Source organism: Streptomyces sp. NPDC057474, assembly GCF_042802555.1.
Lineage (GTDB): Bacteria > Actinomycetota > Actinomycetes > Streptomycetales > Streptomycetaceae > Streptomyces.
Genome location: NZ_JBHVDX010000178.1, coordinates 1 through 22,384 on the forward strand (window position 1 = coordinate 1; position 22,384 = coordinate 22,384).

Consider the following 22,384-nt stretch of genomic DNA (forward strand, 5'->3'; position numbering starts at 1 on the left):
GTTCGTCTTCACCGACGAGCGGCTGCGCGCGGCGGTCCTCAACACCATCGTCCTCACCGCGTCGGTGGTGCTCCTCAGCGTGATCCTCGGCCTCGCTCTGGCGATGCTCCTCGACCGCCGCTTCGTCGGCCGCGGCCTGGCCCGCACCCTGCTCATCGCCCCGTTCCTGGTCATGCCGGTCGCGGCGGCACTGCTGTGGAAACACGCCATCTACAACCCCGACTACGGCCTGCTCAACGGCACCCTCAACGCCGTCCACCGCCTCTTCGGCGCCGACCAGGGCCCCACCATCGACTGGATCTCCTCCTACCCGATGCCCGCCGTCGTCATCTCGCTGGTCTGGCAGTGGACCCCGTTCATGATGCTGATCCTCCTGGCCGGCCTCCAGGCACAGCCCGGCGACGTCCTGGAAGCGGCCCGCATGGACGGCGCCTCCGCACTGCAGACCTTCCGCCACATCACGCTGCCGCACCTGCGCCAGTACCTCGAACTGGGCATCCTCCTCGGCACGATCTACGTCGTGCAGACCTTCGACGCGGTCTACACCATCACCCAGGGCGGCCCCGGCAAACAGACCACCAACCTGCCCTACGAGATCTACCTGACCATGTTCCGCAAGTACGAGTACGGCGAAGCGGCCGCCGCCGGTGTCGTCGTCGTCCTCGGCTCGATCGTGATCGCGACCTTCGCCCTGCGCACCATCGCGTCGCTGTTCCGCGAGGAGACATCCCGATGACCACGCACACGGCCGCCACCCCCGGGGCGACGCTCAAGAAACTCCTCCGCCGACGCCCCGACGACGACGGCGGCGGCGGCGCGCCCCGCCTCTCGCCCCTGTGGACCTTCGTCGCCTGGCTCGCCACCCTGGCGTTCTTCGCACCGGTGGCATGGATGGTCCTCACCTCCTTCCACCAGGAGGCCGACGCGGCGACCAACCCGCCGACCCCCTTCGCCCCCATCACCTTCGACCAGTACGAACTGCTGTTCAGCCGGGACATCACCCCATTCCTCCTCAACTCGGCCATGGCCAGCGTCCTTTCGACGCTGCTCGTGCTCGCCCTGGCGGTACCGGCGGCGTACGCGCTGTCCATCAAGCCGGTCGAGAAGTGGACCGACGTGATGTTCTTCTTCCTGTCCACCAAGTTCCTCCCGGCCATCGCGGCCCTGCTCCCGGTGTACCTGATCGTCAAAGACGCCGGAATGCTCGACAACGTGTGGACACTGGTCGTCCTCTACACCGCCATGAACCTGCCGATCGCGGTGTGGATGATGCGCTCGTTCCTGGCCGAGGTCCCCAAGGAGATCCTGGAGGCCGCCGAGGTCGACGGCGCGGGCCTGCTCACCGTGCTCTGGCGGGTCGTCGCACCCGTCGCCATGCCCGGACTCGCCGCCACCTCGCTGATCTGCTTCATCTTCAGCTGGAACGAGTTCATGTTCGCCGTCAACCTCACCGCGACCCAGGCCTCCACCGCGCCCGTGTTCCTCGTCGGCTTCATCACCAACGAGGGCCTCTTCCTGGCCCGCCTGTGCGCCGCGGCCACCCTCGTCTCCCTGCCCGTCCTCATCGCCGGATTCGCCGCCCAGGACAAGCTCGTCCGCGGCCTCTCCCTAGGAGCAGTCAAGTGAAAGCCGCTGTCATCGAAGCCCCCGGCAAGGTCACCGTCACCACGGTGCCCGACCCCACACCCGGACCGCGCGAAGTCGTGATCGATGTGGCGGCCTGCGGACTGTGCGGCACCGACCTGCACATCCTGCAGGGCGAGTTCGCACCGACCCTGCCGGTCGTCCCCGGCCACGAATTCGCCGGAGAGGTCGTGGACCTCGGCAGCAAGGTCACCGAACTCAAGATCGGCGACCGGGTCGCCGTGGACCCCTCCCTGTACTGCAACGAGTGCCGCTACTGCCGGGCAGGACGCAACAACCTCTGCGACCGGTGGCAGGCGATCGGCGTGACCGTGGCCGGTGGCGCCGCCGAGTACGCCGTGGCACCCGTCGCCAACTGCGTACGGCTGCCCGACCACGTAGACGTCCAGGACGCGGCCCTGATCGAGCCGCTGTCCTGCGCGGTGCGCGGCTACGACGTCCTGCGCAGCCGCCTCGCCTCCCGCGTGCTCATCTACGGCAGCGGGACGATGGGCCTGATGATGCTGGAGCTGGCCAAGCGCACCGGCGCCTCCTCGGTCGACGTCGTCGACATCAACCCGGAGCGACTGGCGACGGCTGCGAAGCTGGGCTGTTCCCAGTCGGCGCTCTCGGCCGACGAGTTGGGGCGACCGGGTGGCTGGGACGTGGTGATCGACGCGACCGGCAACGCCGCCGCCATCCAGGACGGCCTCGACCGAGTCGCCAAAGCCGGCACGTTCCTGCAGTTCGGGGTCGCCGACTACGCCACGACGGCCACCATCTCCCCGTACCGCATCTACAACCAGGAGATCACCATCACCGGCTCCATGGCCGTGCTGCACAGCTACGAGCGCGCGGCGGAACTGTTCGCCACCGGGGTGCTCGATCCTCAGGTCTTCATCAGCCACCGGATGCCGCTGACCCAGTACCCGCAGGCACTGGACCAGTTCGCCGCCGGTCAGGGCCGCAAGATCATCGTGCTGCCCTGACCGCTCGCCGGCAAGGCCGGCCTCCCCGTCGACTTCGCTCTCCGCACCCGGGCCGACTGCGCGAATAGCGGTAGGGGCCCCAGCTCACTGTGGCCCCTACCGCTACTCCCGCACCCCGCCGCTCGGCGGGCGTGCCTTACGCCGGCCGTTCTACAGTCCCGAACACGAAGGATTCAGTCGCAAAGGGACTGCGGGACAGTCACCCCCTGCCCAACCCGTCCACAACCCGTCCCCTGGGGGCTGCGCCCCCAGATCCCCGCCGGACGGGCTGAAAGGTCAAGCCCCGGCCGCGAAAATTCAGCCGCTCCGGCCTTTGAGGAGCGGGGTCCGGGGCGGAGCGCCGTGGCGGGTCGAAGGGCCGCCGCCCCTGGGATGGGACGGGCAGGGGCGGCGGAGGCGGTCGAACCCGACGTCTCGCGGAGCGGCTCACTCTGAGGCACCGTGGAATGACGTGTGGCGCACCGGCCACGGCGGAGCACGCGACAAGGAGAACCCGCATGACCGACCACGTTTACCGGGTCACCGAGATCGTCGGCAGTTCGGGCGAGAGCGTCGACCACGCCATCCGCAACGGCGTCGCCCGCGCCGCCCAGACCCTGCGCAACCTGGACTGGTTCGAGGTGACGCAGGTCCGGGGGCACATCGAGAACGGGCAGATCGCGCACTACCAGGTCGGCCTCAAGGTCGGCTTCCGCCTGGACGACGACACCGACTGACCGCCCGACACCGACCGCCCGACACCGACCGGCCGGCTCCGGCCGGCGCTCAGGTCCGCCCCTCCCGCTCCTGCGCCACCTTCAGCGCGGCGGAATCGGCGGCCCAGCGTGCCCGTACGACCGTGAAGCCCGCCCGCTCCGCGTCCTCGCAGACCAGCTCGTCGTCGTCCACGAGGACGCGGATCTCGCGGGTCCGGGCGAGATTGCGGAGGATCTCGAGCTTGGTGCGGCGGGCGGGCCTGCGGTCGTTGTCGCGGCGCATCCAGATGCGCCCTTCGGGCAACCCGTGCGCGGCGAGCCAGTCGACGGTGTCCCCGCGGCACCGCTCGGGCCGCCCGGTCAGGTACACGACCTCGCACTCCTCCGCGCTCTCCCGCGCCAGCGCGACGCCCTCTGTCAGCTGCGGATCGTGCGGGGCCGCTGCGAAGAACGCGTCCCAGTCGCGCGGCTTGCGCTCCAGGAACCGCTGCCGGTGCGCGGTGTCGGCGAGGGTGTTGTCAAGGTCGAATACGGCGAGGGGCCGGTCGTTGTCGGTCACGGCACCAGCCTAGGCAGCAGATGACTCGTGTCGTCCGTTGGCGCTTCACACAACAAACACAAACTCCGCCAGTAGCTTTAAGTTTCAAACGTTACGCTCGTCATCTCTCCCCCCACACAGCACAGGAGAATTGGCGTGCCTGACGGCGAAATAATCGTGATCGGCGGCGGATACGGGGGCATCCGCCTCGCCAAGCAGCTGGACGAGGTCGCACGGGTCACTCTCGTGGACCGCAAAGAGGTCTTCTTCCACCGCATCGCCGCGCTGCGCGCGGGCGTGCACGAGGAATGGACGACGACGCCCTTCATCCCGTACGACCGGCTGCTGCGCAACGGCCGTGTCGTGGTGGGCAAAGCGATCGACATCGACACCGGTGAGCGGCAGGTGCGGCTCGCCACCGGTGAGCGGCTGCCGTACGACGTGGTGGTGATCGCGACCGGCGCCGACTACCCGGAGCCGGCCCGCTTCCTGGGCACCACCACCGAGGAGGCGGGCAAGACGTTCGCCGCGCACCAGGAGAGCGTGGCCGCCGCCGAGCACGTCCTGATCGTGGGCGGCGGGCTGGGCGGTGTGGAGCTCACCGCCGAGATCCGGCTGGCCCGGCCGGACGCGCGGGTCACCCTCGCGCACGCCGGGCCGGAACTGCTCAGCTCCACCGGCAGCAAGTGGGCCGGGCGGCGGGCCCTGGCCTGGCTGGAGTCGCACGACGTGGAGGTGCGGCTCGACTCGTTCGTCTCCCCCGGGCCCGACTTCGGCACCTACCGGGACGGGCGGGGCAACCTCATCGAGGCCGATCTCTCGTTCTGGGCCAACGGCACCACGCCGAACACGCTCTGGCTGCGGCTGGCCGGGCACGGGGACTGGCTCAACGCGGCCGGGCAGGTCAAGGTCGACCGGATGCTGCGGGTCGACGGTCGGCTCGACGTGTTCGCGGTCGGTGACGTGAACGACGTCAGCGAGCTGAAGGTCTCCCCCGTCGCGTTCGCCCAGGCCGACATCGCCGCCCACAACATCCGTGCCTACCTGGGGAGTTCGGGCAGACACCGCAAGGAGCCGCGCCTGTACCGGCCGATCCGGCGGACGCCGCTGATCGTGCCCCTCGGTCCGGCCGACGGAATCACCCTCCTGCCCGTGCCGGGCGGCGAGACGGCCGTGCTCGGCGCTCGCACCTCCACCCTGGCGAAGGCCAAGACGCTGATGACGCCGTACATACGGAAGCAGCTCGGCTACCCCGCCTGACGAACGGACGAACGGACGAACAGTCGAGCGGACGAGCAGTCGAGCGGCCCAGGCCCGAGCGGCGGGCCAGGGCCGCTCGCGCGTGCCGGCGGGGAACGGAGGGGGAACGGGTCAGCCGGTCCGGACCGAGTCCGCGGGCTCCTGCTCCACGAGATCGTTGGCGTGGGCGAGGAAGTCGTCGACCATCCGGTGGAAGAGTCCCGCGAGCTGCTGGAGTTCCTCGGGCGACCACTCGGACAGCGCCATCTGCATACCGCGGACACCGGCTTCGCGGATGCGGCCTATGGCCTGCTTGCCGACCGCCGTCAGCTCGATGCGCTGGGCGCGGCGGTCGTCCGGGTCGGGTACGCGGGTGACGTAGCCGGTCTTCTGGAGCTGCTGGACCTGGCGGGTGACGTGGGAGGCCTCGACGCCGAGACGGTTGGCCAGCTCCCCCGGGCGCAGCGGCTCGGAGTCGGCGATCTGCCGCAGCAGGGCCACGGCGGCCCGGTCCAGCGGTACGCCGGCCAGGCTCATCAGACGCTCGTGCGCCCGCGCCCGGGTGCTGAGGTAGGTGATGCGAGTGAGGGCTCGCTCGATCTCGATCACTTCCGGGGAGGCGGGGTCGGAGGGTAGCGGTGATGGGGACATGGGATCTACTTTACCATCTTGTTGCCTGACTCAAGTAAGTTCATCGCCCGGGTAACCCCCGCGACCGAACGGAGCCCTCATGTCCCTTCTCGCCCGCCCGGCGGTGGCCGCCTTCGCGGCCAAGGCGATGCAGCGTCTCCTGGTGGTGGCGAGCCGTCGGGCCAGTGGGCCGGGTTCCACGGCCGCATGGCTCGCCCGCCTCCCCGAATACGCCTGCGCCACCCGTGAGTTGACCATCCCCACCTCGTTCGGCCCGGCCCGCGCGGTGCTGTATCTGCCCGCCGACACCGAGGGCGCCCCTCCCCCGCCGGTCCACGTCAACTTCCACGGCGGCGGCTACGTCATGCCGCAGATCGAGCTGGACGACTCCCTGTGCCGGTGCATAGCCGCCGAGGCGGGCGTGGCCGTGCTCAACGTGGACTACGTGGTCGCCCCACAGCACCCGTTCCCCGCGCCACCCCGGCAGGCCTACGACGTCGTCCAGTGGGTCGCCGAGCACGGGGGCGAGCACGGCTGGGACGGCGACCGGCTCTCCGTGGGCGGCCAGAGCGCGGGCGGCGGCCTCGCGGCGGCGGTGGCCCGCCAGGCTCTGGAGGAGGGCGGCCCGACGATCGCCCTCCAGGTCCTGCACTACCCGCCGCTCGACCTCGCCACCGCCGCCCGCGACAAGCGGGCCGCGATCGCCAAGCCGATGCTGCGCCCGTGGATGGCGGACGTCTTCGACAGCGCGTACATCCCGGACCCGAAGCGGCGGGCCGACCGCCTGGCCTCGCCCGCGCACCCCTCGGACACCGCCGACCTCAAGGGCATCGCCCCGGCCTTCGTCGTCACCGCCGAGTACGACCTCCTCAAGGCCGAGGGCGTGGCCTACGCCGACCGGCTCCGCACGGCCGGATCCCTGGTCGGCCACCACGACGTCACCGGCGCCGACCACGGCTACGACAACAAGGACGAGGACAGGGCCCGCGAGGTGTATCCGCTGATCGCGGAGCAGGTGCGGCGGGCGTTCGACAACTTCGACAAGTTCGCCAAGTTCGACAAGGAGGCGTCGTAGGGCGGCCTTTCGCGCATGGCCGCCGTGGGCTGGACCTCCGGCATGGGCCGCTTCGGCGCGCGATCCCGAGAAGTCCTTGTCACCGACCGGCTGAACACGGCGAGGAGGGCCGGCCCGTGGTTCCGGGCCGGCCCACTCGTCATGCGCGGCCAGCGAGAAGAGCGCGACGCAGGCGACCATCAGCTTCTGGCGGCCGATGCGGTCGGCGACCGTGCCGGCGGTCAGGGCGCCGACGAGCATCCCGAAGGTGGCGTAACTGCCCAGGTCGCCGGCCTGGTCCGGAGTGAGTCCGAGGGCCTTCTCCGCGAGCATGTGCGGCAGCACCGAGCCGTAGATGAACATGTCGAGGCCGTCGAAGAGCAAGGCCAGCCGGCACAGGCCGATGACGAGTACGGCCAGCTTGCCGACGCGAGCGGTCGGGGACGGGGAGGACATCTTTGTTTCCCCCTCGGACCAGGAGAACTCGGGGGGTGAGCCAGTAGACAGCCACCCCAAGAGAGTCAACATTTTTGTCAACAATCTTGGCGACAGTTGTGTCCCGTGTGTCCGGCCCGGCACGGAACCGTCAGTCGACCGGCGGTGTGCCGTGCGTGTGGAACGACTCGATGGTCTTCAGACCCCACGCCTGGCCCTTGGCGCGCTCCGCCTGGGTCCAGGTGACGAGCGGCCAGTCGGGGGCGAGGACGAGCCGGGTGAGCGGGTTGCACAGCTCGACACGGTTGCCGCCCGGCTCGTAGACGTACAGGAAGAACGTCTGCTGGATGGCGTGCTTGTGCGGCCCGGTCTCGATGAACACGCCCTGGTCGAGGCAGAGATCGGCGGCCCGCAGGATGTCCTCGCGGGTGTCGGTGGCGAACGCGATGTGGTGCAGACGGCCACGCGAGCCGGTCCAGTCCTCGGTGTAGACGACGTCGTACGACTTGTTAGTGAAGGTCAGCCACTGGGCGGCCACCTTCCCGGTGTCGAGGACGATCTGTTCGGTGGCGCGGGCACCGAGGACCTCGCGGGTGAAGGCGGCGTTGGCCCCGACGTCGGAGGCGAGGAAGTTGACGTGGTCGAGGCGGCGTACGCCGACGCCGTGGCCGGGTTTGGCCTGGGGCTGGTTCTTCAGCCCCGGCCTGAGGTCGGCCGGCGCCTCGTACCACTCGCTCTCCCAGTACAGGGCGACCTCGTGGCCGTCGGGGTCGGTGGTGACGTGGAGCGGGCCGATGCCCGGTTCGTCCTCGACCCAGCGGCCCGCGCGCCCGGTGTTCTCCAGTTCCCTGACCCGGCGCTGCAGGGCCTCCTCGCTGGAGGCCCGCAGGGCGGTACGGCGGATGCCGTTGGTGGAGTGGGCGGTGAGGGTCAGGCTGTGGTGTTCGTAGTCGTCCCAGGTCCGCAGGTAGACCGAGCCGCCGGAGCGGCCGTTCTCGGTCAGGCCCAGGATCTCGGTGAAGAACCAGAGGCTGCGGTCGAGGTCGGGGGTGAGCAGTTCGACATGCCCGAGGTGGGCGATGTCGCCGAGCGGCGGGGTCATCGGTGATTCCTTAGGGGCGGGAGGAGGGGTCGGCGGGCCGGGGGAAGACCGTGCCGTCGAAGATCTTGCGGGCGGTGCGGACCACGGCGGTGCGGCTCGCCGAGGGGCTGCCGTCGGGGCCGTACGTCACCCCGGACTCGATGTCGAGGAAGCCGGTGGGATGCTCGATGCGCAATCGGTCACCCGTGGGCGGGAGTTGGGCTATGCCGTCGCCGACTCCGCCCTTCACGCGCAACCCGGCCGCCACGCTCGCGGCGCCGAGCACGCCGATGGAGGTGTGGCAGCGCACCGGTATGAAAGTGCGGGTGGCGACCGCGCCGCCGTCCTGCGGCGGGGCGAGCAGGCTGATCTTGGGCACGGTGGTGTGCTCGACGTCGCCGAGGCCCATCAGCGGGCCCGCCGCCAGCCTGATCTCGCGCAGCCGGTCGGCGAGCGCGAGATCCTCCTCCAGGTCCTTGGGGGCCTCGTGGCCGGTGACCTTGAGGGCGCCGGCGGGGATCAGGACGGTCGGCATGCCGTTGTCCACGCAGGTGACCTCCGTGCCGGCGACGACGTCACGGGCGTTCCCGGTGGGCAGCAGGGGGCTGCCGCCGCGCGGGAACTCGATCACCACCGGCGCGGCCGTCCCCGGCACCCCGGAGATCTCGGCGTCCCCCGTGACCGCGATCCGGCCGCCGGGGGTGGGGAAGGTGGCGACGGCGAGGTCTCCGGTGTTGAGCATGCGGATCCGTACGGACGTCTCCGGCTCGCCGACGCTCACCAGTCCGCGTTCGACGGCGAACGGGCCGACTCCGGTGAGCAGGTTGCCGCAGTTCTGACGGTCGCTCACCTCCGGTCTGTCGACGCCGACTTGGAGGAACAGGTAGTCGACGTCGGCCTCGGGATCGGCCGACGCGGACACCACGGCCACCTTGCTGGTCAGGGGGTGGGCCCCGCCCAGGCCGTCGATCTGGCGCGGGTCGGGACTGCCCATGACCCGCAGCAGCAGGTCGTCACGGTCGGCCGGCTCGGCGGGCAGGTCCTCGGCGAGGAAGTAGGCGCCCTTGGAGGTGCCGCCGCGCAACAGCATGCAGCGGACCCCCTCGGACCACCCGGTCACGGCCCGGCCTCCTCGACGGCGTACGCCATGTACGGCCTCACGGCCCGACCGCGCCCGTCGGCGGGCACCGCGTACGGCCTCACGAGTCCGCCCCTTCGCCCGCGTACTCCTCGTAGGACCGGTAGGTCACCCCGAGCCGGACGAGGGTCTCGCGCAACCCGTAGCGGTCCAGGCCGAGTTGGCCGTCGAGGAAGGCGGCGCGGGAGGCGGCCTCCTTCTGCTCGCGGGCCTCGGAGGCCTCGGCCGTACGCCGGGCCCGCTCGCGGGGTACGACGACCACGCCGTCGTCGTCGGCGAGGATCACGTCACCGGGGCGGACGATCTGGCCGCCGATGGCCACGGGCACGTTGACGGAGCCGCCGGTGGCCTTGACGGTGCCCTGCGGGCTCACGGCGGCGGCCCAGGCGGGGAAGTCCATCGCGCGGAGTTCGGCGGTGTCGCGGATGCCCGCGTTGATGACCAGGCCGCGCACGCCGCGCCGCCTGAGGGCGGTGGCGAAGAGTTCGCCGAACATCCCGTCGGTGGAGGGCGAGGTGGTGGTGACGACGAGGATGTCGCCCTGGCCGCACTGCTCGACGGCCGCGTGGATCATGAGGTTGTCGCCGGGCCAGGAGAGGACCGTGACGGCGGTGCCGACGATCCGGATGTCCTGCTGGATGGGGCGCAGGTGGGTGCCGAGCAGGCCGGTGCGGCCCATCGCCTCGTGGACGGTGGCGACGCCGTACCCGCCGATCGCCTCGACGTCCTTGGCGTCCGCCTTCGGCGGGTTGGTGACGATCACGCCGCCCATCAGTCCAGCACCCCCGTGACCTGCGGGTAGGGGCGCATGTACGCCTCGGCCATGGTCCTGTGGGCGAGGCCCAGGTTGGGGCCCGCGTTGCGCTTGAGCTGGACGCCGCGGCGTACGGCGAGGTCGGTGTAGTAGTCCCACAGGTGCTGCTGGGCGCCGAGGCACTCCATGGCCTTGCGTTTGGCCTCCCAGACCTCGGTGATGTCGAGGAGGACCTCGGGCTTGAAGCCACACATCTCGGGCTGGTGCGGCTCGAAGAAGAACACCGGCGGGGCGCCGATGATCTCGCCCTCGGAGGGGTAGCCGATGGCCTGGGCGAGCACGCGGGCGTCCAGGGCCATGCGGGCGGCGGCCGGATGATCCCCGTTGTAGGGGTCCTCCAACGGGTGGGTGAGGACGACGTCCGGCTGGGCCGCGCGGTAGACGGCGACCAGCCGGTCGGTGAGTTCGGGGCTGCCGATCAGCGGGTAGTCGCCGGCGTCGAAGAAGACGATGCCGGCGCCGAGGGCGGCCGCGGCCTTCTCGGCCTCCTCCCGGCGGATCGCCTTGATCTCGTCGAGCTTCCGGCCCTCGCGCCAGGCCTTCGCGGACTCGCCGCGCTCACCGAAGGTCAGGCAGGCGATGGTGACTCTCTCTCCGCGCGAGGCCGCCAGGGCGATGGCGCCGCCGGCCCTCCACACGAAGTCCCCGGCGTGCGCGGTGATGACAAGAGTCGATCGTGGTGGGGCGGTGGCGGGCGCCGTGCCGTCGGTCATGTGTCAGATCACTCCCTTTTCGAGGCCCGGTTCGCCTCCGGGGCGCCAGAGCCTGTGCCGGGAGCCCGATCGCGCGCGGCGCGGCTATTCGCGCAGCGCGGTGATCACGCTCATGAGGTGGGCGCGGACGGCCTCTTCGGCCGCCCGCGGGTCCCTCGCCGTGATCGTCTCGATCATGGCCAGGTGTTCACCCAGGGAGTGCTGGGGCCGTCCCGGCCGCAGCGCGAGCTGGAAACGGTGGCGCACCAGCTGGGCGTTGAGCCGCTCCAGCAGCTCCACCGCCACCTGCTGACCGGAGATCTCCCGGATGCGGGTGTGCAGCCGCTGGTTCAGCTCGGAGTACGTCACCGGCTCGCCGTCGGCCACGGCCTTGGTCATCGCCGTGCCGATGTCGGCCAGTTCGGCCAGCTGGTCGTCGGTTGCCAGGGTGGCCGCCTTCGCCGCGCACAGCCCTTCCAGGACCATGCGGCACTCGCTGATGGCGACCGCTTCCTCCACGGTCACCACCCGCACCCGCGAGCCCCGGTTGCGGATCCGCTCGACCAGCCCTTCGGCCTCCAGATCGATCAGTGCCGCACGGATGCTGGCCCGTGTCACACCGAACTGCTCGGCGAGTTCGTTCTCCACCAGCCGCTGAGCCGGTGCCATCTCGCCGTGCAGGATCGCCTGCCGCAGCTTCGCCAGCGCGAGCTGCTTGGCCTGCTCTCCGGTGCCCGGACGGGCTTCCTCCTGCATCGTGCCCTCCCTGAGTGAGTGCCTGTCGAACGTAAATCTAAGCCAACAGGATTGTCAACAATTTTGTTCTCACAGGGTTCGCGCTGTTTAGGCGGTATGCACGACGGCCCGCACCGGCAGGATCACGACCGAGGGGTGCTCCGGACCGTGATGGACACTCTGGTCGGCCGCCCGGCGAGCATGCTCAGCGCGTTCGCCGCGACCACCGCGCCGATCGCCGCCCACTCGACCCACCCGAGGCCCTGCCCGAGCATGATCCAGCCGGCCAGGGCGGCCAGGACCGGGTTGACGCTCATGAAGAGCCCGAAGGCCTGGGCGGGTACGCGCCGCAGAGTGAACACGTCGGCGAGATACGGCACGGCCGAGGCGAGGATCCCGGCGGCGACCGCGTAGCCGACGGCCCCGGCGGTGGGCGGCTGCCGCAGGACCACGACGATGCCGACCGGCAGGAAGGCCAGGGCGGAGAGACCGGCGGCGGCCGCGGAACCCTGCGCGCCGGGGATACGGCGGCCGACCGTGCGGTTGAGGAGGATGTACGACGCCCAGCAGACGGCGGCGAGGAGGCCGAGGCCCATGCCGAGGTAGTCGGCGGAGGGCTGCGGACGCATCAGGGTGACCACGCCGAGGGCGGCGATCAGCGCGCAGCAGGCGTCCACCCGGCGGCGCGAACCGGCCAGGGCGATGGCGAGCGGGCCGAGGAACTCCAGGGTCACCGCGAGCCCCAGGCCGATGCGGTCGATGGCGGTGTACAGCGACAGGTTCATCGTCCCGAACACCAGCGCCAGCAGCACCACCGGCCACCACTGCCGTGTGGTGAAGGACCGCAGCCGGGGCCGGCCGACGGCCACGAGGACGATCGCGGCCACGTACTGCCGTATCGCGACGACCCCGGCCGGCCCGAGCACCGGGAAGGCCAGCGAGCCCAGCGCGGCACCGACCTGGTTGGACGCGCCGCAGCCGAGCATGGTGAGGACACCGGCCGGCCACGCCCCGCCCGACTCGGGAACGGCGGCCGGGGACGGGGAGGGGGACGGGGACGGGGAGGGGGAGGGGGAGGGGGAGGGGGAGGGGGACGCGGGGACCGTACCGGAGGAGGCGGGGGCGGAGGCTGCGTCGGTGTCCATCAGCCGATCGTGCGCCCGGACGACCGTTGCGCAAAATGCATCCGTGTCCCGATCTATACGCTGGAGTCATGGATGACACGGACCCGGCGGTCAGGGATGTGGAACTGCGGCAGCTGCGCTGTCTCGTCGCGATCGTCGAGGAGGGCACCTTCACCGACGCGGCCATCGCGCTCGGCGTCTCCCAGGCGGCCGTGTCCCGCACCTTGGCCTCGCTCGAACGGGCCCTGGGCGTACGGCTGTTGCGGCGGACCTCCCGCGAGGTGACGCCGACGCCGACCGGGCTGCGGGTGGTGTCGCACGCGCGGCGGGTGCTCGGCGAGGTGGACGACCTGGTGCGGGAGGCGACCTCGGGCCATGTGCGGCTGCGGATCGGGTACGCCTGGTCGGCGCTCGGCCGGCACACGCTGACGTTCCAGCGGCGCTGGAGCGCCGCGCATCCGGAGACGGACCTGCAGTTCGTACGGGCCAACTCCCCGACGGCCGGGCTGGCGGAGGGCTCCTGTGACCTCGCCGTGGTCCGGCGGGCGGTGGACGGCCGCCGGTTCGACTCGGCGATCGTGGGGCTGGAGCGGCGGCTGTGCGCGATGGCGAGCGACGATCCACTGGCCCGCCGCCGGTCGGTGCGGCTCGCCGACCTGAGCGGGCACACCCTGCTGGTCGACCGCCGGACCGGCACGACCACCACCGACCTGTGGCCGGCCGACTCCCGTCCGGCGACCGAGAAGACGCACGACGTCGACGAGTGGCTCACCACGATCGCGACGGGCCGCGCCGTCGGGGTGACCGCGGAGTCCACCGCCAACCAGTACCGGCGGCCCGGCGTCGTCTACCGGCCGGTGCGCGACGCCGAGCCGATCGCCGTACGGCTCGCCTGGTGGCGGGACGACCCGCATCCCGCCACCCCGGCCGCCATCGAACTCCTGACGGCGCTCTACCTCTCCGGCTGAGCCCCCGCCCTCGGCGTCAGCCGCAGCACGGTGCCCTCGCCGTTGGCCGACAGGAGGAGGGTCCCGTCCGGGGCGGCGGCGAGGCCCGCGAAGCGACGTGCCATGCCGGGCATGATGTCCGCGAACAGCGCCGGTTCGGTGCGGGGGACGACACCCGGGGGCGGCCCGACCGGCAGGTCCTCCGCGTCGATCCGCCGCTCCCCCGTGGTGAGGGAGACCGCGCGCAGCCTGCGGTGCCCGGTCTCCACCACGAACAGCTCCTCGCCGAGGGCCGCCAGTCCCTGGGGTGCGCCGAGCCCGTCCGCGACGACGGCCGTCCTGCCGTCCGCCTCGATCCGGAGCACCGTCCCGAGCCGTTCCTCGCTGACGTAGAGGCGGCCCTCCGCGTCGAAGGCCACGTCCGTGGGCTGGTCGAGACCTTCGGCGAGCACGGTCACGGTGCCGGCGTCCGACACGGTGCCGGCATCCGAGCCGGGCACCGCGTCGGAGCCGGGCGGCGCGTCGGAGCCGGGCACCGCGTCCGAGCCGGGCACCGCGTCCGAGCCGGGCACCGCGTCCGAGCCGGGCGGCGCGTCCGAGCCGGGCACCGCGTCCGAGCCGGGCGGCGCGTCGGAGTCGGAGGTGTCGCCCACGCCGATGGCCACGACCCGGCCCGCGCCCGTCTCGGCGACCACGAGCGACCCGTCCGGTCCGACCGCGATGCCGATGGGCCGGTTCAGCCCCCGCGCCCGCTCCCGGAGCGCCCCGCTCTCCGGGTGGTAGGTCTGCACCATGCCGAACTGCGAGGTGTAGTGCAGCAGTTCACCGTCGGCGGTGATGCCGTGGGCGAAGGGCAGCAGGAGATGGGTCTTCACACCGCCGGGCCCCGCCTCCGCGGACGTGCCGACCGGCTCGCCCTCGTCGGTGGTCGCCGGGCTCGCCAGCCGGTAGTGGTCGGCGGCGTACACCGTACCGCCGAGGTCGACCGTCACGCCGTAGGGACCGTCGAGGCCGCGGCGCACGATTTCGCGGGTGCGGCCGTCGGGGTGCAGTTCGGTGACGCCGCCGCTGGCGAAGCTGGAGACGAACATGCGGTTCTCGGCGTCGAACGCCGCGTTGTCCAGGCCCTTCAGGCCGCTGGTGACGAGGGTGCGGGTACCGCCGCCGTGCAGGTCGACGCGAGTGACGATGCCCTCGACGCCCCGGGAGAGGACGTGCAGGACACCGCCCTGGTCGAAGCGGACCGCGACCGGCTCGTGCACGTCCTCGGCGACCACCTCGGGTGTCCCGCCGTCCGGCGGGATGCGCCAGACCTGGCCGGTGATCATGTGCGGGTAGTACAGACAACCGTCCGGGCCGCGCTGCATCGCATTGCCGAGGGCCAGGCCCTCGGTGAGCACCACCGGGTCGCCGCCGTCCGGGAACAGCTCCATCAGACGGCCGTTGGGCTTCATCTCGTTGATGAAGAGCCGGTCCCCGATACAGGTGATGCCGTTGGGGTTCGTCACGTCGTCGCAGACGAGGCCGTACTCCCCCGCCGGGCTCCGCCGCCACACCCGGCCCGGCACCAGGTCGGCTATGTACATCGAGCCGTCGGCGCCGAAGGCGAGGTCGTCCGGCGACTGCACCGGGCTGTCCATCGGGACGACGACGTCGACGTCCCCGGTGGCCGTGTCGACGGCGCTGATCTGCCCGGCGAGGAACTGCGCCACGTACAACCGCCCGTCCGGACCGAAGGCGACACCGTTGGAACCCCACAGCGGGTTGGGCGGGTTGAGCCGCCGCGCCTGCCAACGGGCGCTGGTGGTACGGAGATCGCCGGTCCCGTCGTACCGGTTGGGTCGAGTGGTCATGTCCTCTCCCGGGGTACTCATGTCCGCTTCCGCCCTTCTCACTCGGCGCCGACGAGGACGTCGTCCATGCCGCCGTCCGCGCGCCAACGGCGGAGCAGTTCGTGGAAGGCGACCGGTCCGTCGCCGTACGACTCGCTGCGCTCCCTGGGCCGGCCCTCGTTGTTGTAGTAGCCGGGTGTGCACTCCGCCTGGAACCTGTACAGGTCGGCGGCCTTCTCGCGGATGGTGGCGACCCAGGCGGCCTCGGCCTCGGCGGTCGGCTCGACGTACCGGGCGCGGCGCCTGCGGGCCTCGGCGACGACCTCGCCGACGTGGATCGACTGCTGGTCGAGGATGTGGACGTAGTTGACGGCGCTGGCGTTCTGCATGGGGCCGAGCTGGAAGAGGTTGGGGAAGCCGTGGCTGTAGAAGCCGTGGAGGGTCTTCGGGCCGGCCGTCATCCAGGTCTCCAGCAGGCCGACGCCGTCCCGGCCGTACGCCGGGAGGCGGCCGGAGAGCAGCCCCGAGACACCGACCTCGAAGCCGGTGGCGAAGATGACGCAGTCCACCTCGTACTCGACCCCGCCGACCACGACGGCCTTGTCGGTGATCCGCTCCACGCCGTGGGTGTCCGCCGTGTCGACGAGGGTGACGTTGGGCCGGTTGAAGGTCTGCAGGTAGTGGTCGCTGAAGGTGGGCCGCTTGCACATGTAGCGGTACCAGGGCTTCAGCTTCTCGGCGGTCTCCGGGTCCTCGACGATCGTCGCCACGCGGTCGCGCAACTCGTTCATCTTCTGGAAGTCGGCGATCTCGTACGCCCGTTCACGCTCGGCCGCCGGGACGTCCGCGTACGCGTCGGTCGGGATCAGCTTCTCCTGGAGCCGGGCGCTGCTGGTCCAGGCGTCGTTCACCAGGTCCTGCTCGTCCCGGACGCCGGTGACGGTCTTGAGGAAGTTGTCCATGCGCTGCCCCTGCCAGCCGGGGGTGAGCGTCTTCGCCCACTCCGGGTCGGTGGGCCCGTTGCCGCGTACGTCGACCGTCGAGGGGGTGCGCTGGAAGACGTACACATGTGCCGCGTCGGCCCCGAGGTGGGGGACGACCTGGATGGCTGTCGCCCCGGTGCCGATGACGGCCACGCGCTTGTCGGCGAGCCCGGTGAGGCCGCCGTTCGCGTCGCCGCCGGTGTAGTCGTAGTCCCAGCGGCTGGTGTGGAAGGTGTGGCCCTTGAAGGTCTCGATGCCGGGGATGCCGGGGAGCTTCGGCTGGCTGAGCGTGCCGCTGGAGACGACGACATAGCGGGCCCGGACGCGATCGCCGCGGTCGGTGGCGACGACCCACTCCAACTCGGTCTCGTCCCAGCGCAGTTCGGTGGCGACGGTCTGGAAGGCCGCGTCGCGGTAGAGGTCGAAGTGGCGGCCGATGGCTCGGGTGTGCTGCCGGATCTCCTCGCCGGGGGCGTACTTCCACTTCGGGACGTAGCCCAGCTCTTCGAGCAGCGGCAGATAGACGTACGACTCGATGTCGCAGTGGATGCCGGGGTAGCGGTTCCAGTACCAGGTGCCGCCGAAGTCGCCGCCCTTCTCGATCACCCGGATCGACTCGACGCCCGCCTGCCGCAGCCGGGCCGCGGCGAGCAGGCCGCCGAACCCGCCACCGACGACGACCGCCTCGACGCGGTCGTTCAGCGGCTCGCGGGTGAACTCCTGGTCGGCGTAGGGGTCGTCGTCGTAGTACCCGAACTCACCGGCGATCCGCTGGTACTGCGCGCCGCCGTCCGGTCGGATCCGGCGTTCGCGCTCGGCCCGGTACCGGGCACGGAGGGTTTCCGGGTCGAAGCCCAGCTCCTCGGGGTCGAGGGGCGTGGGGCCGGACGGCGTGTGGGGGGTGGACATCGGTGTCCTCTCTGCGGTCCTTGTACGGCTGTTGTGGAGTTGTGCGGTGGTGCGCTCGTGAGCCGTGGTGTCAGGCCGGTCGGTGGCGCCGTATCCAGGCGGCCTGGCCGCCGTCTACGAGCAGGTCCGTGCCGGTGATGTAACGCGCTTCGGGGCCGGTGAGGAATGCCACGGCGTCGGCTATCTCGGTAGGGGTGCCGGTGCGGCCCGCACCGCTCGCCGCCAGCATCCGGAGCATGCGTTCGCCGCTCGGGCCCTCGGCCTCCGCCTTCGACATGGCGGTGGCGATGACGCCCGGGCTGACGCTGTTGATACGGGCCCTGCGCCAGTTCCAGGCGAGCGCTGCCGCCTCGACACGCAGATGGTTGGCCCGCTTGGACACGATGTACGCCGTCGTCGCGCTGTCCCCCACCGCGGCGACCGCACCGATGCCGAGGAGTTCCTCCGCCGGAGCCGTGGCGAGGGCCGCCTCGTCCTCCCGGCTGAGGGAGGCGACATGGCCGGCCATGCTGGCGACGCAGACCATGGCCGTGCCCGGCGCGGCCACGCTCCCGAAGGCGTCGATGACGTGGGCCGTGCCCAGCAGGTTGACCTCCAGGATCGTCTTCGCCGACCCCTGGGCGGCGGAGACACCCGCGGTGTGCGCGACGGCGGCCACCCTGCCCTCACCGGCCGCCTCCTCCGCGAGCTCGTCGACCGACTTCCGGTCGGAGACGTCGGTCAGGACGCCCCGCACCGCGTAGCCCTCGTCGCGCAACGCCTCCACGGCCCGGTCGAGTTGAGCACGCGAGGCGTCGGCGAGGAAGACGGTCAGCCCGCTGCCGAGCCGGCGCGCGATCGCCACGCCCATGCCGCCGGCTCCGGTGACGACGACCACGTCACGGCCTCGGTCAGGCAGCTGTTCCACCATGTTCGGCCTCCTCCGGCACGGTTGATCTCTCGTCGGGTACCGCCTCGTGCCGGCCCGCACCGGACGCGATGGCCTGGCGCCACTGCCGGATCGCCTTGGGCGGCATGCCGACCGCGAGGGCGCCGGTGACCCGGCCGCCGGTGCGGTAGACGGCCACGAAACGGCGTTCGGCCAGGTCCCCGTCGACGACGGACACCTCGTCGTGGCCGCGCAGATAGCCGTAGGCCTGGACCTTCATGTCGTACTGGTCGGACCAGAAGTACGGCACCGGCGCGAACGGCTTGCGGGCCTCGGGGGCGAGCAGGTTGCGGGCGGCCGCCATGCCCTGCTCGGCCGCGTTCGTACGGTGCTCGATGCGCATCGATGTGCCGAACAGCGGGTTGTACCAGCGGGCGACGTCACCGGCCGCGTACACGTTCTTCGCGGCCTCGCAGTACTCGTCGCACAGCACGCCGTCGCCGACGCCCAGGCCGCTGTCCGCCAGCCACTCGGTGTTGGGCAGCGAGCCGATGGCGACCAGTACCTCGTCGGCCTCGATCACCTCGCCGTCGGCGAGCCGCACCCCGTCCTCGGTCACCTCGGTGACGGTGACGCCGGTGCGCAGGTCCACCCCGTGGTCGAGGTGGGCCCGGGACAGCACCGCGCCGACCTCCCCGCCGACCGCGTGCGCCAGCGGCACCGGCGCCGGTTCGAGGAGAGTGACCTTGGCGCCGAGGCGCCAGGCGACGGCGGCGGCCTCCGCGCCGAGGAACCCGGCGCCGACCACGACCAGCCGTGTCCCCGGCGTCAGCCGCTCCCGCAGCGTCAGCGCGTCGCCCAGGGTGCGCAGCACATGCGCGCCCTCACCGGGCAGCCGCCGCGGCCGTACGCCGGTGGCGATGACCAGTCCGTCGTACGGCACCGAAGAGCCGTCGGCGAGCCGTACTTCACGTTCCTTCAGGTCCAAGCCGGTCGCGGCGGCCCCGAGGCGCAGGTCCAGGTCGAGCCCGTCGAGGTGGGCCGGAGCGCGCAGGGTCAGCCGGTCGGTGTCCCACTCCGCCGAGAGGAGCTGCTTGGACAGCGGGGGCCGGTCGTACGGGGCGTGGGGTTCGTCGCCGACGAGGGTGAGCGTGCCGTCGTAGCCCTCGCGGCGCAGCGTCTCGGCCGCCGCCAGTCCGGCGGCCGAGGCACCCACGACCAGGATCCGCCTCACTGGTCCACCAGTCGGATCGCGGCGGCGGGGCAGATCGCGATGGCCTCCTGCACGCCGTCCATGAGGTCGTCGGCGGGGTGCTCCTCCAGCAGGATCGCGACGCCGTCGTCGTCCCGCTGGTCGAACACCTCGGGGGAGGCCATCACACACTGGCCGGAGGCCACGCACTTGGGTTCGTCGAGTTCCACACGCATGGGTTGCTCCTCGGATCTTGGTACTCGTGGGGGTGAGAAGGTGGGCTTGGGGGGCTCACCAGGCGACGGGCAGGCATTTCACGCCGTACGTCGTCCCCGTGTGGTTGAACGCCAGCTGCTCGATCGGGGCGGCCGGGCGGAGGGTGGGGATGCGGCGGTAGAGGGTGCCGTAGACGACCTGCAGTTCGAGGCGGGCCAGGTTCTGGCCGAGGCACTGGTGGGGGCCGTAGCCGAACGCGTTGTGCTGGCGGGCGGGGCGGCTCAGGTCCAGGCGCCCGGCCTCGGGGAAGGCCTTCGGGTCCCAGTTGGCCGTCTGGAGGTCGAAGAGGAGGCCGTCGCCCTTGCGGATGACCTGGCCGCCGATCTCGATGTCGTCCTTGGCGACCCGCCGCAGACCCGAGTGGACGATGGAGAGGTAACGCAGCAGCTCGTCGACGGCGCCCGCGACGACCTTCGGGTCCTCGGTGTCCCGCAGCACGGCCAGCTGGTCCGGGTGCTCGAACAGGGCGAGCGTGCCGAGGCTGATCATCGTGGCGGTGGTCTCGTGCCCGGCGATCAGCATGGCCACGCCCATGCTGACGGCCTCCTGGTGGGTCATCTCCCCGGCCTTGACCCGCGTGCCCATCTCCGACAGCACGTCGTCGCCCGGCTGTTCGAGCTTCGCCCGGAACAGGGTGTCCAGATAGCCGCCGAGGGCACGGCTGGACTCCTGCGCCTCCTCCGCGGTGAGGGAGTTGTCGAGGACGCGGTTGCTGTTCTCCTGGAAGAAGTGGTGATCCTTGTACGGCACGCCGAGCAGTTCGGCGATGACGAGCGAGGGCACCGGCAGGGCCAGCGCGGTGAGCAGGTCGGCCGGGTTGGGGCCGGCCAGCATGTCGTCGATCAGGTCGTCGACGATCTTCTGCACGGCCGGGCGCATCGCCTCGATCCGCTTCACCAGGAACGGCGCGTTGACCGAGCGGCGCAGCCGGGTGTGCTCCGGCGCGTCCGTGTTGGTGATGAGCTTCGGGGTGTGAGGGGCGATGGCCGCCCGGTGGGCGTTGACATGGGGGAAGTCCGGCTCGTGGTCGTCGTTGCTGACGCGCGGGTCGGTGAGCAGGCTCCGCTGGTCGGCGTGCCGGGTGATCAGCCACGGGGTGCTGCCGTTCCAGATCCGCACCTTGGTGATCGGCTGGTCGCCGCGCAGCTCCGCCGCGGCCGGGGGAGGCGCGAGTGGGCAGCCCGTCGCCCTGGACATCGGGTACTCGGGGACCTGCCCGCTCGTGTCGGACGCGGCGTCGGTCAGTGTGTCGGCCATGGTCTCTCCTCGGTGGTGGGGGCTCCGGGTGGGGTGGAGCGCCGGGGGATGCTTCGAGGCCTCGATGAGCACATGCAAACAGAGCGGTCTGACGACTCCCGGCCAGTTACCTGACAAGAACCTGACGTGACCCAGATCACACCCCGGGCCTCGATGGCGGATCGCGCGGAACGACCGTTCGACCTCAACCAGCTTGCAACGACGATCAGTTGACGCACACAGAAATGTCCACGCCGAGCCGTGGAAAACGGAGAGGGGCAGCGCCAGAGCGTTCTCGCGCCGCCCTTCCGGGGACCTCGCGGAGCGTCACGCGCTCCGACGTACTAGGGATACATTTGCTTCTCAGAGAATCCGCGAAGGCTTCATCATTCGGCGCCCGTGACCGACGGCTCCAGCCGACGCGGCGGGTCCGTGGGACTCATTCCCGGCCACCCGACCCGCCGAGCCAGTAGCCGAAGCCCCGGCGGGTGTGGATCAGTGGCGGGCCCTCGCGGTCCACCTTGCGGCGGAGCCGGGAGACGAGCTGCTCGATGGCGTTGTCGCCGTGGAAGTCGCCCCACACATAGCGGCCGATCTGCTCCTTCGACAGCACCTTGTGCGCGTTGACCAGGAGGTAGCGCAGCAGCCGGTACTCCGCCGGGGTGAGGTTCAACGCCCGTCCCCCACGCAGCGCCTGACAGGCGGGATCGTCCAGGATCAGGTCGTAGTACGACAGTTCGTTGTCGCGCCGGACGGGTTTTCGGCCACGCAGCAGCATCTGGGCCCGGGCCAGGACCTCGGCGATACGGAAGGGCTTGGTGACGTAGTCCTGTTCCCCCAGGCCTAGTTCGGGCAGGAGCTTGCCGAGTGAGTCGTACTGCGTCAGGAACAGCACCGGCGGGCGGTGGGCGACGGGGCGGCGCTCCCGCCCGAGGCCCTCGAGGTCCGGCAGCGCCAGATCGAGCACCACCAGGTCGAACCGCTGCTCGGTGAGCCGCGCCACCGCTTCCGCGCCCGACTCCGCCGTATGGATCCGGTAGCCCGCCAACTCCAGCGTTGTGGACAGCAGTTCGCCGATGTCCGGGTCGTCGACCACGATCAGGAGGTGCTCGCCCGCGCCCCGGGGGAGCGACGGTTTCTCGCCGGCACTGCCGTACATGGTTAAGGCCATTCGTGTTGGGCTCTTTCCTTGCGGGGTGCCGCCGGCGGTTGGCCCGGTTCCAGTGCGTGGCCGGGGGCTTCGGGGGTGGTCGGCGCCTGTCGTGGGGTGCTGCGTCGTGGGCGGGGTTCTGTGCGCTGTGGTTGCTCGCGCAGTTCCCCGCGCCCCTTTGGGGCGCGGCGGGCGGGGCGGGGG

22 protein-coding genes and 1 pseudogene are annotated in these 22,384 nt (G+C 71.3%); 7 read left to right on the forward strand and 16 right to left on the reverse strand.

Features of this window, described 5'->3' with window-relative positions; translation table 11 throughout:
- The 4 genes from ACFU53_RS35085 to ACFU53_RS35100 form a co-directional block, all read left to right on the forward strand.
- A partial coding sequence (locus tag ACFU53_RS35085) for a carbohydrate ABC transporter permease (RefSeq protein ID WP_384001792.1) occupies positions 1-736 on the forward strand: 736 nt, incomplete at its 5' end.
- Positions 733-1,626, forward strand: a complete 894-nt coding sequence (locus ACFU53_RS35090; RefSeq protein ID WP_384001795.1) for a carbohydrate ABC transporter permease — start codon at positions 733-735, stop codon at positions 1,624-1,626. The genes ACFU53_RS35085 and ACFU53_RS35090, both read left to right, overlap by 4 nt.
- The gene (locus ACFU53_RS35095) at positions 1,623-2,612 is read left to right on the forward strand and encodes a zinc-dependent alcohol dehydrogenase family protein (protein WP_384001798.1); all 990 of its coding nucleotides are present in this window, start codon (positions 1,623-1,625) and stop codon (positions 2,610-2,612) included. The genes ACFU53_RS35090 and ACFU53_RS35095 overlap by 4 nt, the downstream gene beginning before the upstream one ends.
- 497 nt (positions 2,613-3,109) lie before the next feature.
- Entirely contained in the window at positions 3,110-3,328 is a 219-nt protein-coding gene (locus ACFU53_RS35100; RefSeq protein ID WP_384001801.1) for a dodecin, read from the forward strand.
- 49 nt (positions 3,329-3,377) lie between these two features.
- Here ACFU53_RS35100 and ACFU53_RS35105 read toward each other — a convergent pair whose 3' ends face one another.
- Entirely contained in the window at positions 3,378-3,866 is a 489-nt protein-coding gene (locus tag ACFU53_RS35105) for a hypothetical protein (RefSeq protein WP_384001804.1), read from the reverse strand.
- Positions 3,867-4,001: 135 nt separating this feature from the next.
- On the opposite strand from ACFU53_RS35105, the gene ACFU53_RS35110 reads away from it, so the two are divergent.
- A complete protein-coding gene (locus ACFU53_RS35110) occupies positions 4,002-5,105 on the forward strand; it encodes an FAD-dependent oxidoreductase (protein WP_384001807.1) in 1,104 nt (367 codons plus the stop codon).
- A gap of 111 nt (positions 5,106-5,216) precedes the next feature.
- On the opposite strand, the gene ACFU53_RS35115 is transcribed toward ACFU53_RS35110, so the two are convergent.
- Positions 5,217-5,735 carry a MarR family winged helix-turn-helix transcriptional regulator gene (locus ACFU53_RS35115; protein WP_384001810.1) on the reverse strand — a complete coding sequence of 173 codons (519 nt, stop codon included), beginning with the start codon at positions 5,733-5,735 and terminating at the stop codon, positions 5,217-5,219.
- A 79-nt stretch (positions 5,736-5,814) separates the two neighbouring features.
- Between ACFU53_RS35115 and ACFU53_RS35120 the strand changes: the two genes are divergently transcribed.
- A complete protein-coding gene (locus ACFU53_RS35120) occupies positions 5,815-6,789 on the forward strand; it encodes an alpha/beta hydrolase (RefSeq protein WP_384001813.1) in 975 nt (324 codons plus the stop codon).
- Positions 6,790-6,933: 144 nt separating this feature from the next.
- Here the strand turns inward: ACFU53_RS35120 and ACFU53_RS35125 are convergent.
- The 7 genes and pseudogenes from ACFU53_RS35125 to ACFU53_RS35155 form a co-directional block, all read right to left on the reverse strand.
- Positions 6,934-7,224 (reverse strand): annotated as a pseudogene (locus tag ACFU53_RS35125) (MFS transporter); the annotation flags it as partial.
- Positions 7,225-7,354: 130 nt separating this feature from the next.
- The gene (locus tag ACFU53_RS35130) at positions 7,355-8,305 is read right to left on the reverse strand and encodes a catechol 2,3-dioxygenase (protein WP_384001816.1); all 951 of its coding nucleotides are present in this window, start codon (positions 8,303-8,305) and stop codon (positions 7,355-7,357) included.
- A 10-nt stretch (positions 8,306-8,315) separates the two neighbouring features.
- Positions 8,316-9,404, reverse strand: coding sequence for a 4-oxalomesaconate tautomerase (locus ACFU53_RS35135; RefSeq protein WP_384001819.1), 1,089 nt, complete (start codon positions 9,402-9,404; stop codon positions 8,316-8,318).
- 79 nt (positions 9,405-9,483) lie between these two features.
- A complete protein-coding gene (locus tag ACFU53_RS35140) occupies positions 9,484-10,194 on the reverse strand; it encodes a 4-carboxy-4-hydroxy-2-oxoadipate aldolase/oxaloacetate decarboxylase (protein ID WP_384001822.1) in 711 nt (236 codons plus the stop codon).
- A complete protein-coding gene (locus ACFU53_RS35145; RefSeq protein WP_384001824.1) occupies positions 10,194-10,949 on the reverse strand; it encodes a PIG-L deacetylase family protein in 756 nt (251 codons plus the stop codon). Before ACFU53_RS35145 ends, ACFU53_RS35140 begins: the two co-directional genes overlap by 1 nt.
- An 84-nt stretch (positions 10,950-11,033) precedes the next feature.
- A complete protein-coding gene (locus ACFU53_RS35150; protein WP_384001827.1) occupies positions 11,034-11,684 on the reverse strand; it encodes a GntR family transcriptional regulator in 651 nt (216 codons plus the stop codon).
- A 122-nt stretch (positions 11,685-11,806) separates the two neighbouring features.
- Positions 11,807-12,808 carry a DMT family transporter gene (locus ACFU53_RS35155; RefSeq protein WP_384001830.1) on the reverse strand — a complete coding sequence of 334 codons (1,002 nt, stop codon included), beginning with the start codon at positions 12,806-12,808 and terminating at the stop codon, positions 11,807-11,809.
- Between the two features lie 68 nt (positions 12,809-12,876).
- Here ACFU53_RS35155 and ACFU53_RS35160 point away from each other — a divergent pair, with 68 nt between their 5' ends.
- The gene (locus ACFU53_RS35160; protein ID WP_384001833.1) at positions 12,877-13,755 is read left to right on the forward strand and encodes a LysR family transcriptional regulator; all 879 of its coding nucleotides are present in this window, start codon (positions 12,877-12,879) and stop codon (positions 13,753-13,755) included.
- Here ACFU53_RS35160 and ACFU53_RS35165 read toward each other — a convergent pair.
- The 7 genes from ACFU53_RS35165 to ACFU53_RS35195 all read right to left on the reverse strand — a co-directional run bounded on the left by ACFU53_RS35165 (position 13,740) and on the right by ACFU53_RS35195 (position 22,189).
- A complete protein-coding gene (locus ACFU53_RS35165; RefSeq protein WP_384001836.1) occupies positions 13,740-15,587 on the reverse strand; it encodes a hypothetical protein in 1,848 nt (615 codons plus the stop codon). The two genes, ACFU53_RS35160 and ACFU53_RS35165, sit on opposite strands and share 16 nt — an antisense overlap.
- Before the next feature lie 38 nt (positions 15,588-15,625).
- Complete coding sequence (locus tag ACFU53_RS35170; RefSeq protein ID WP_384001839.1) at positions 15,626-17,458, reverse strand: flavin-containing monooxygenase; 1,833 nt, start codon at positions 17,456-17,458, stop codon at positions 15,626-15,628.
- A gap of 70 nt (positions 17,459-17,528) precedes the next feature.
- Complete coding sequence (locus ACFU53_RS35175; RefSeq protein ID WP_384001842.1) at positions 17,529-18,368, reverse strand: SDR family oxidoreductase; 840 nt, start codon at positions 18,366-18,368, stop codon at positions 17,529-17,531.
- Entirely contained in the window at positions 18,349-19,560 is a 1,212-nt protein-coding gene (locus tag ACFU53_RS35180; RefSeq protein WP_384001845.1) for an NAD(P)/FAD-dependent oxidoreductase, read from the reverse strand. Before ACFU53_RS35180 ends, ACFU53_RS35175 begins: the two co-directional genes overlap by 20 nt.
- Positions 19,557-19,754 carry a ferredoxin gene (locus ACFU53_RS35185; protein ID WP_257537290.1) on the reverse strand — a complete coding sequence of 66 codons (198 nt, stop codon included), beginning with the start codon at positions 19,752-19,754 and terminating at the stop codon, positions 19,557-19,559. The genes ACFU53_RS35180 and ACFU53_RS35185 overlap by 4 nt, the downstream gene beginning before the upstream one ends.
- A 55-nt stretch (positions 19,755-19,809) precedes the next feature.
- Positions 19,810-21,051, reverse strand: coding sequence for a cytochrome P450 (locus ACFU53_RS35190; RefSeq protein ID WP_384001849.1), 1,242 nt, complete (start codon positions 21,049-21,051; stop codon positions 19,810-19,812).
- A 418-nt stretch (positions 21,052-21,469) separates the two neighbouring features.
- Positions 21,470-22,189, reverse strand: coding sequence for a response regulator transcription factor (locus ACFU53_RS35195; protein ID WP_384001852.1), 720 nt, complete (start codon positions 22,187-22,189; stop codon positions 21,470-21,472).
- Positions 22,190-22,384 lie beyond the last annotated feature (195 nt).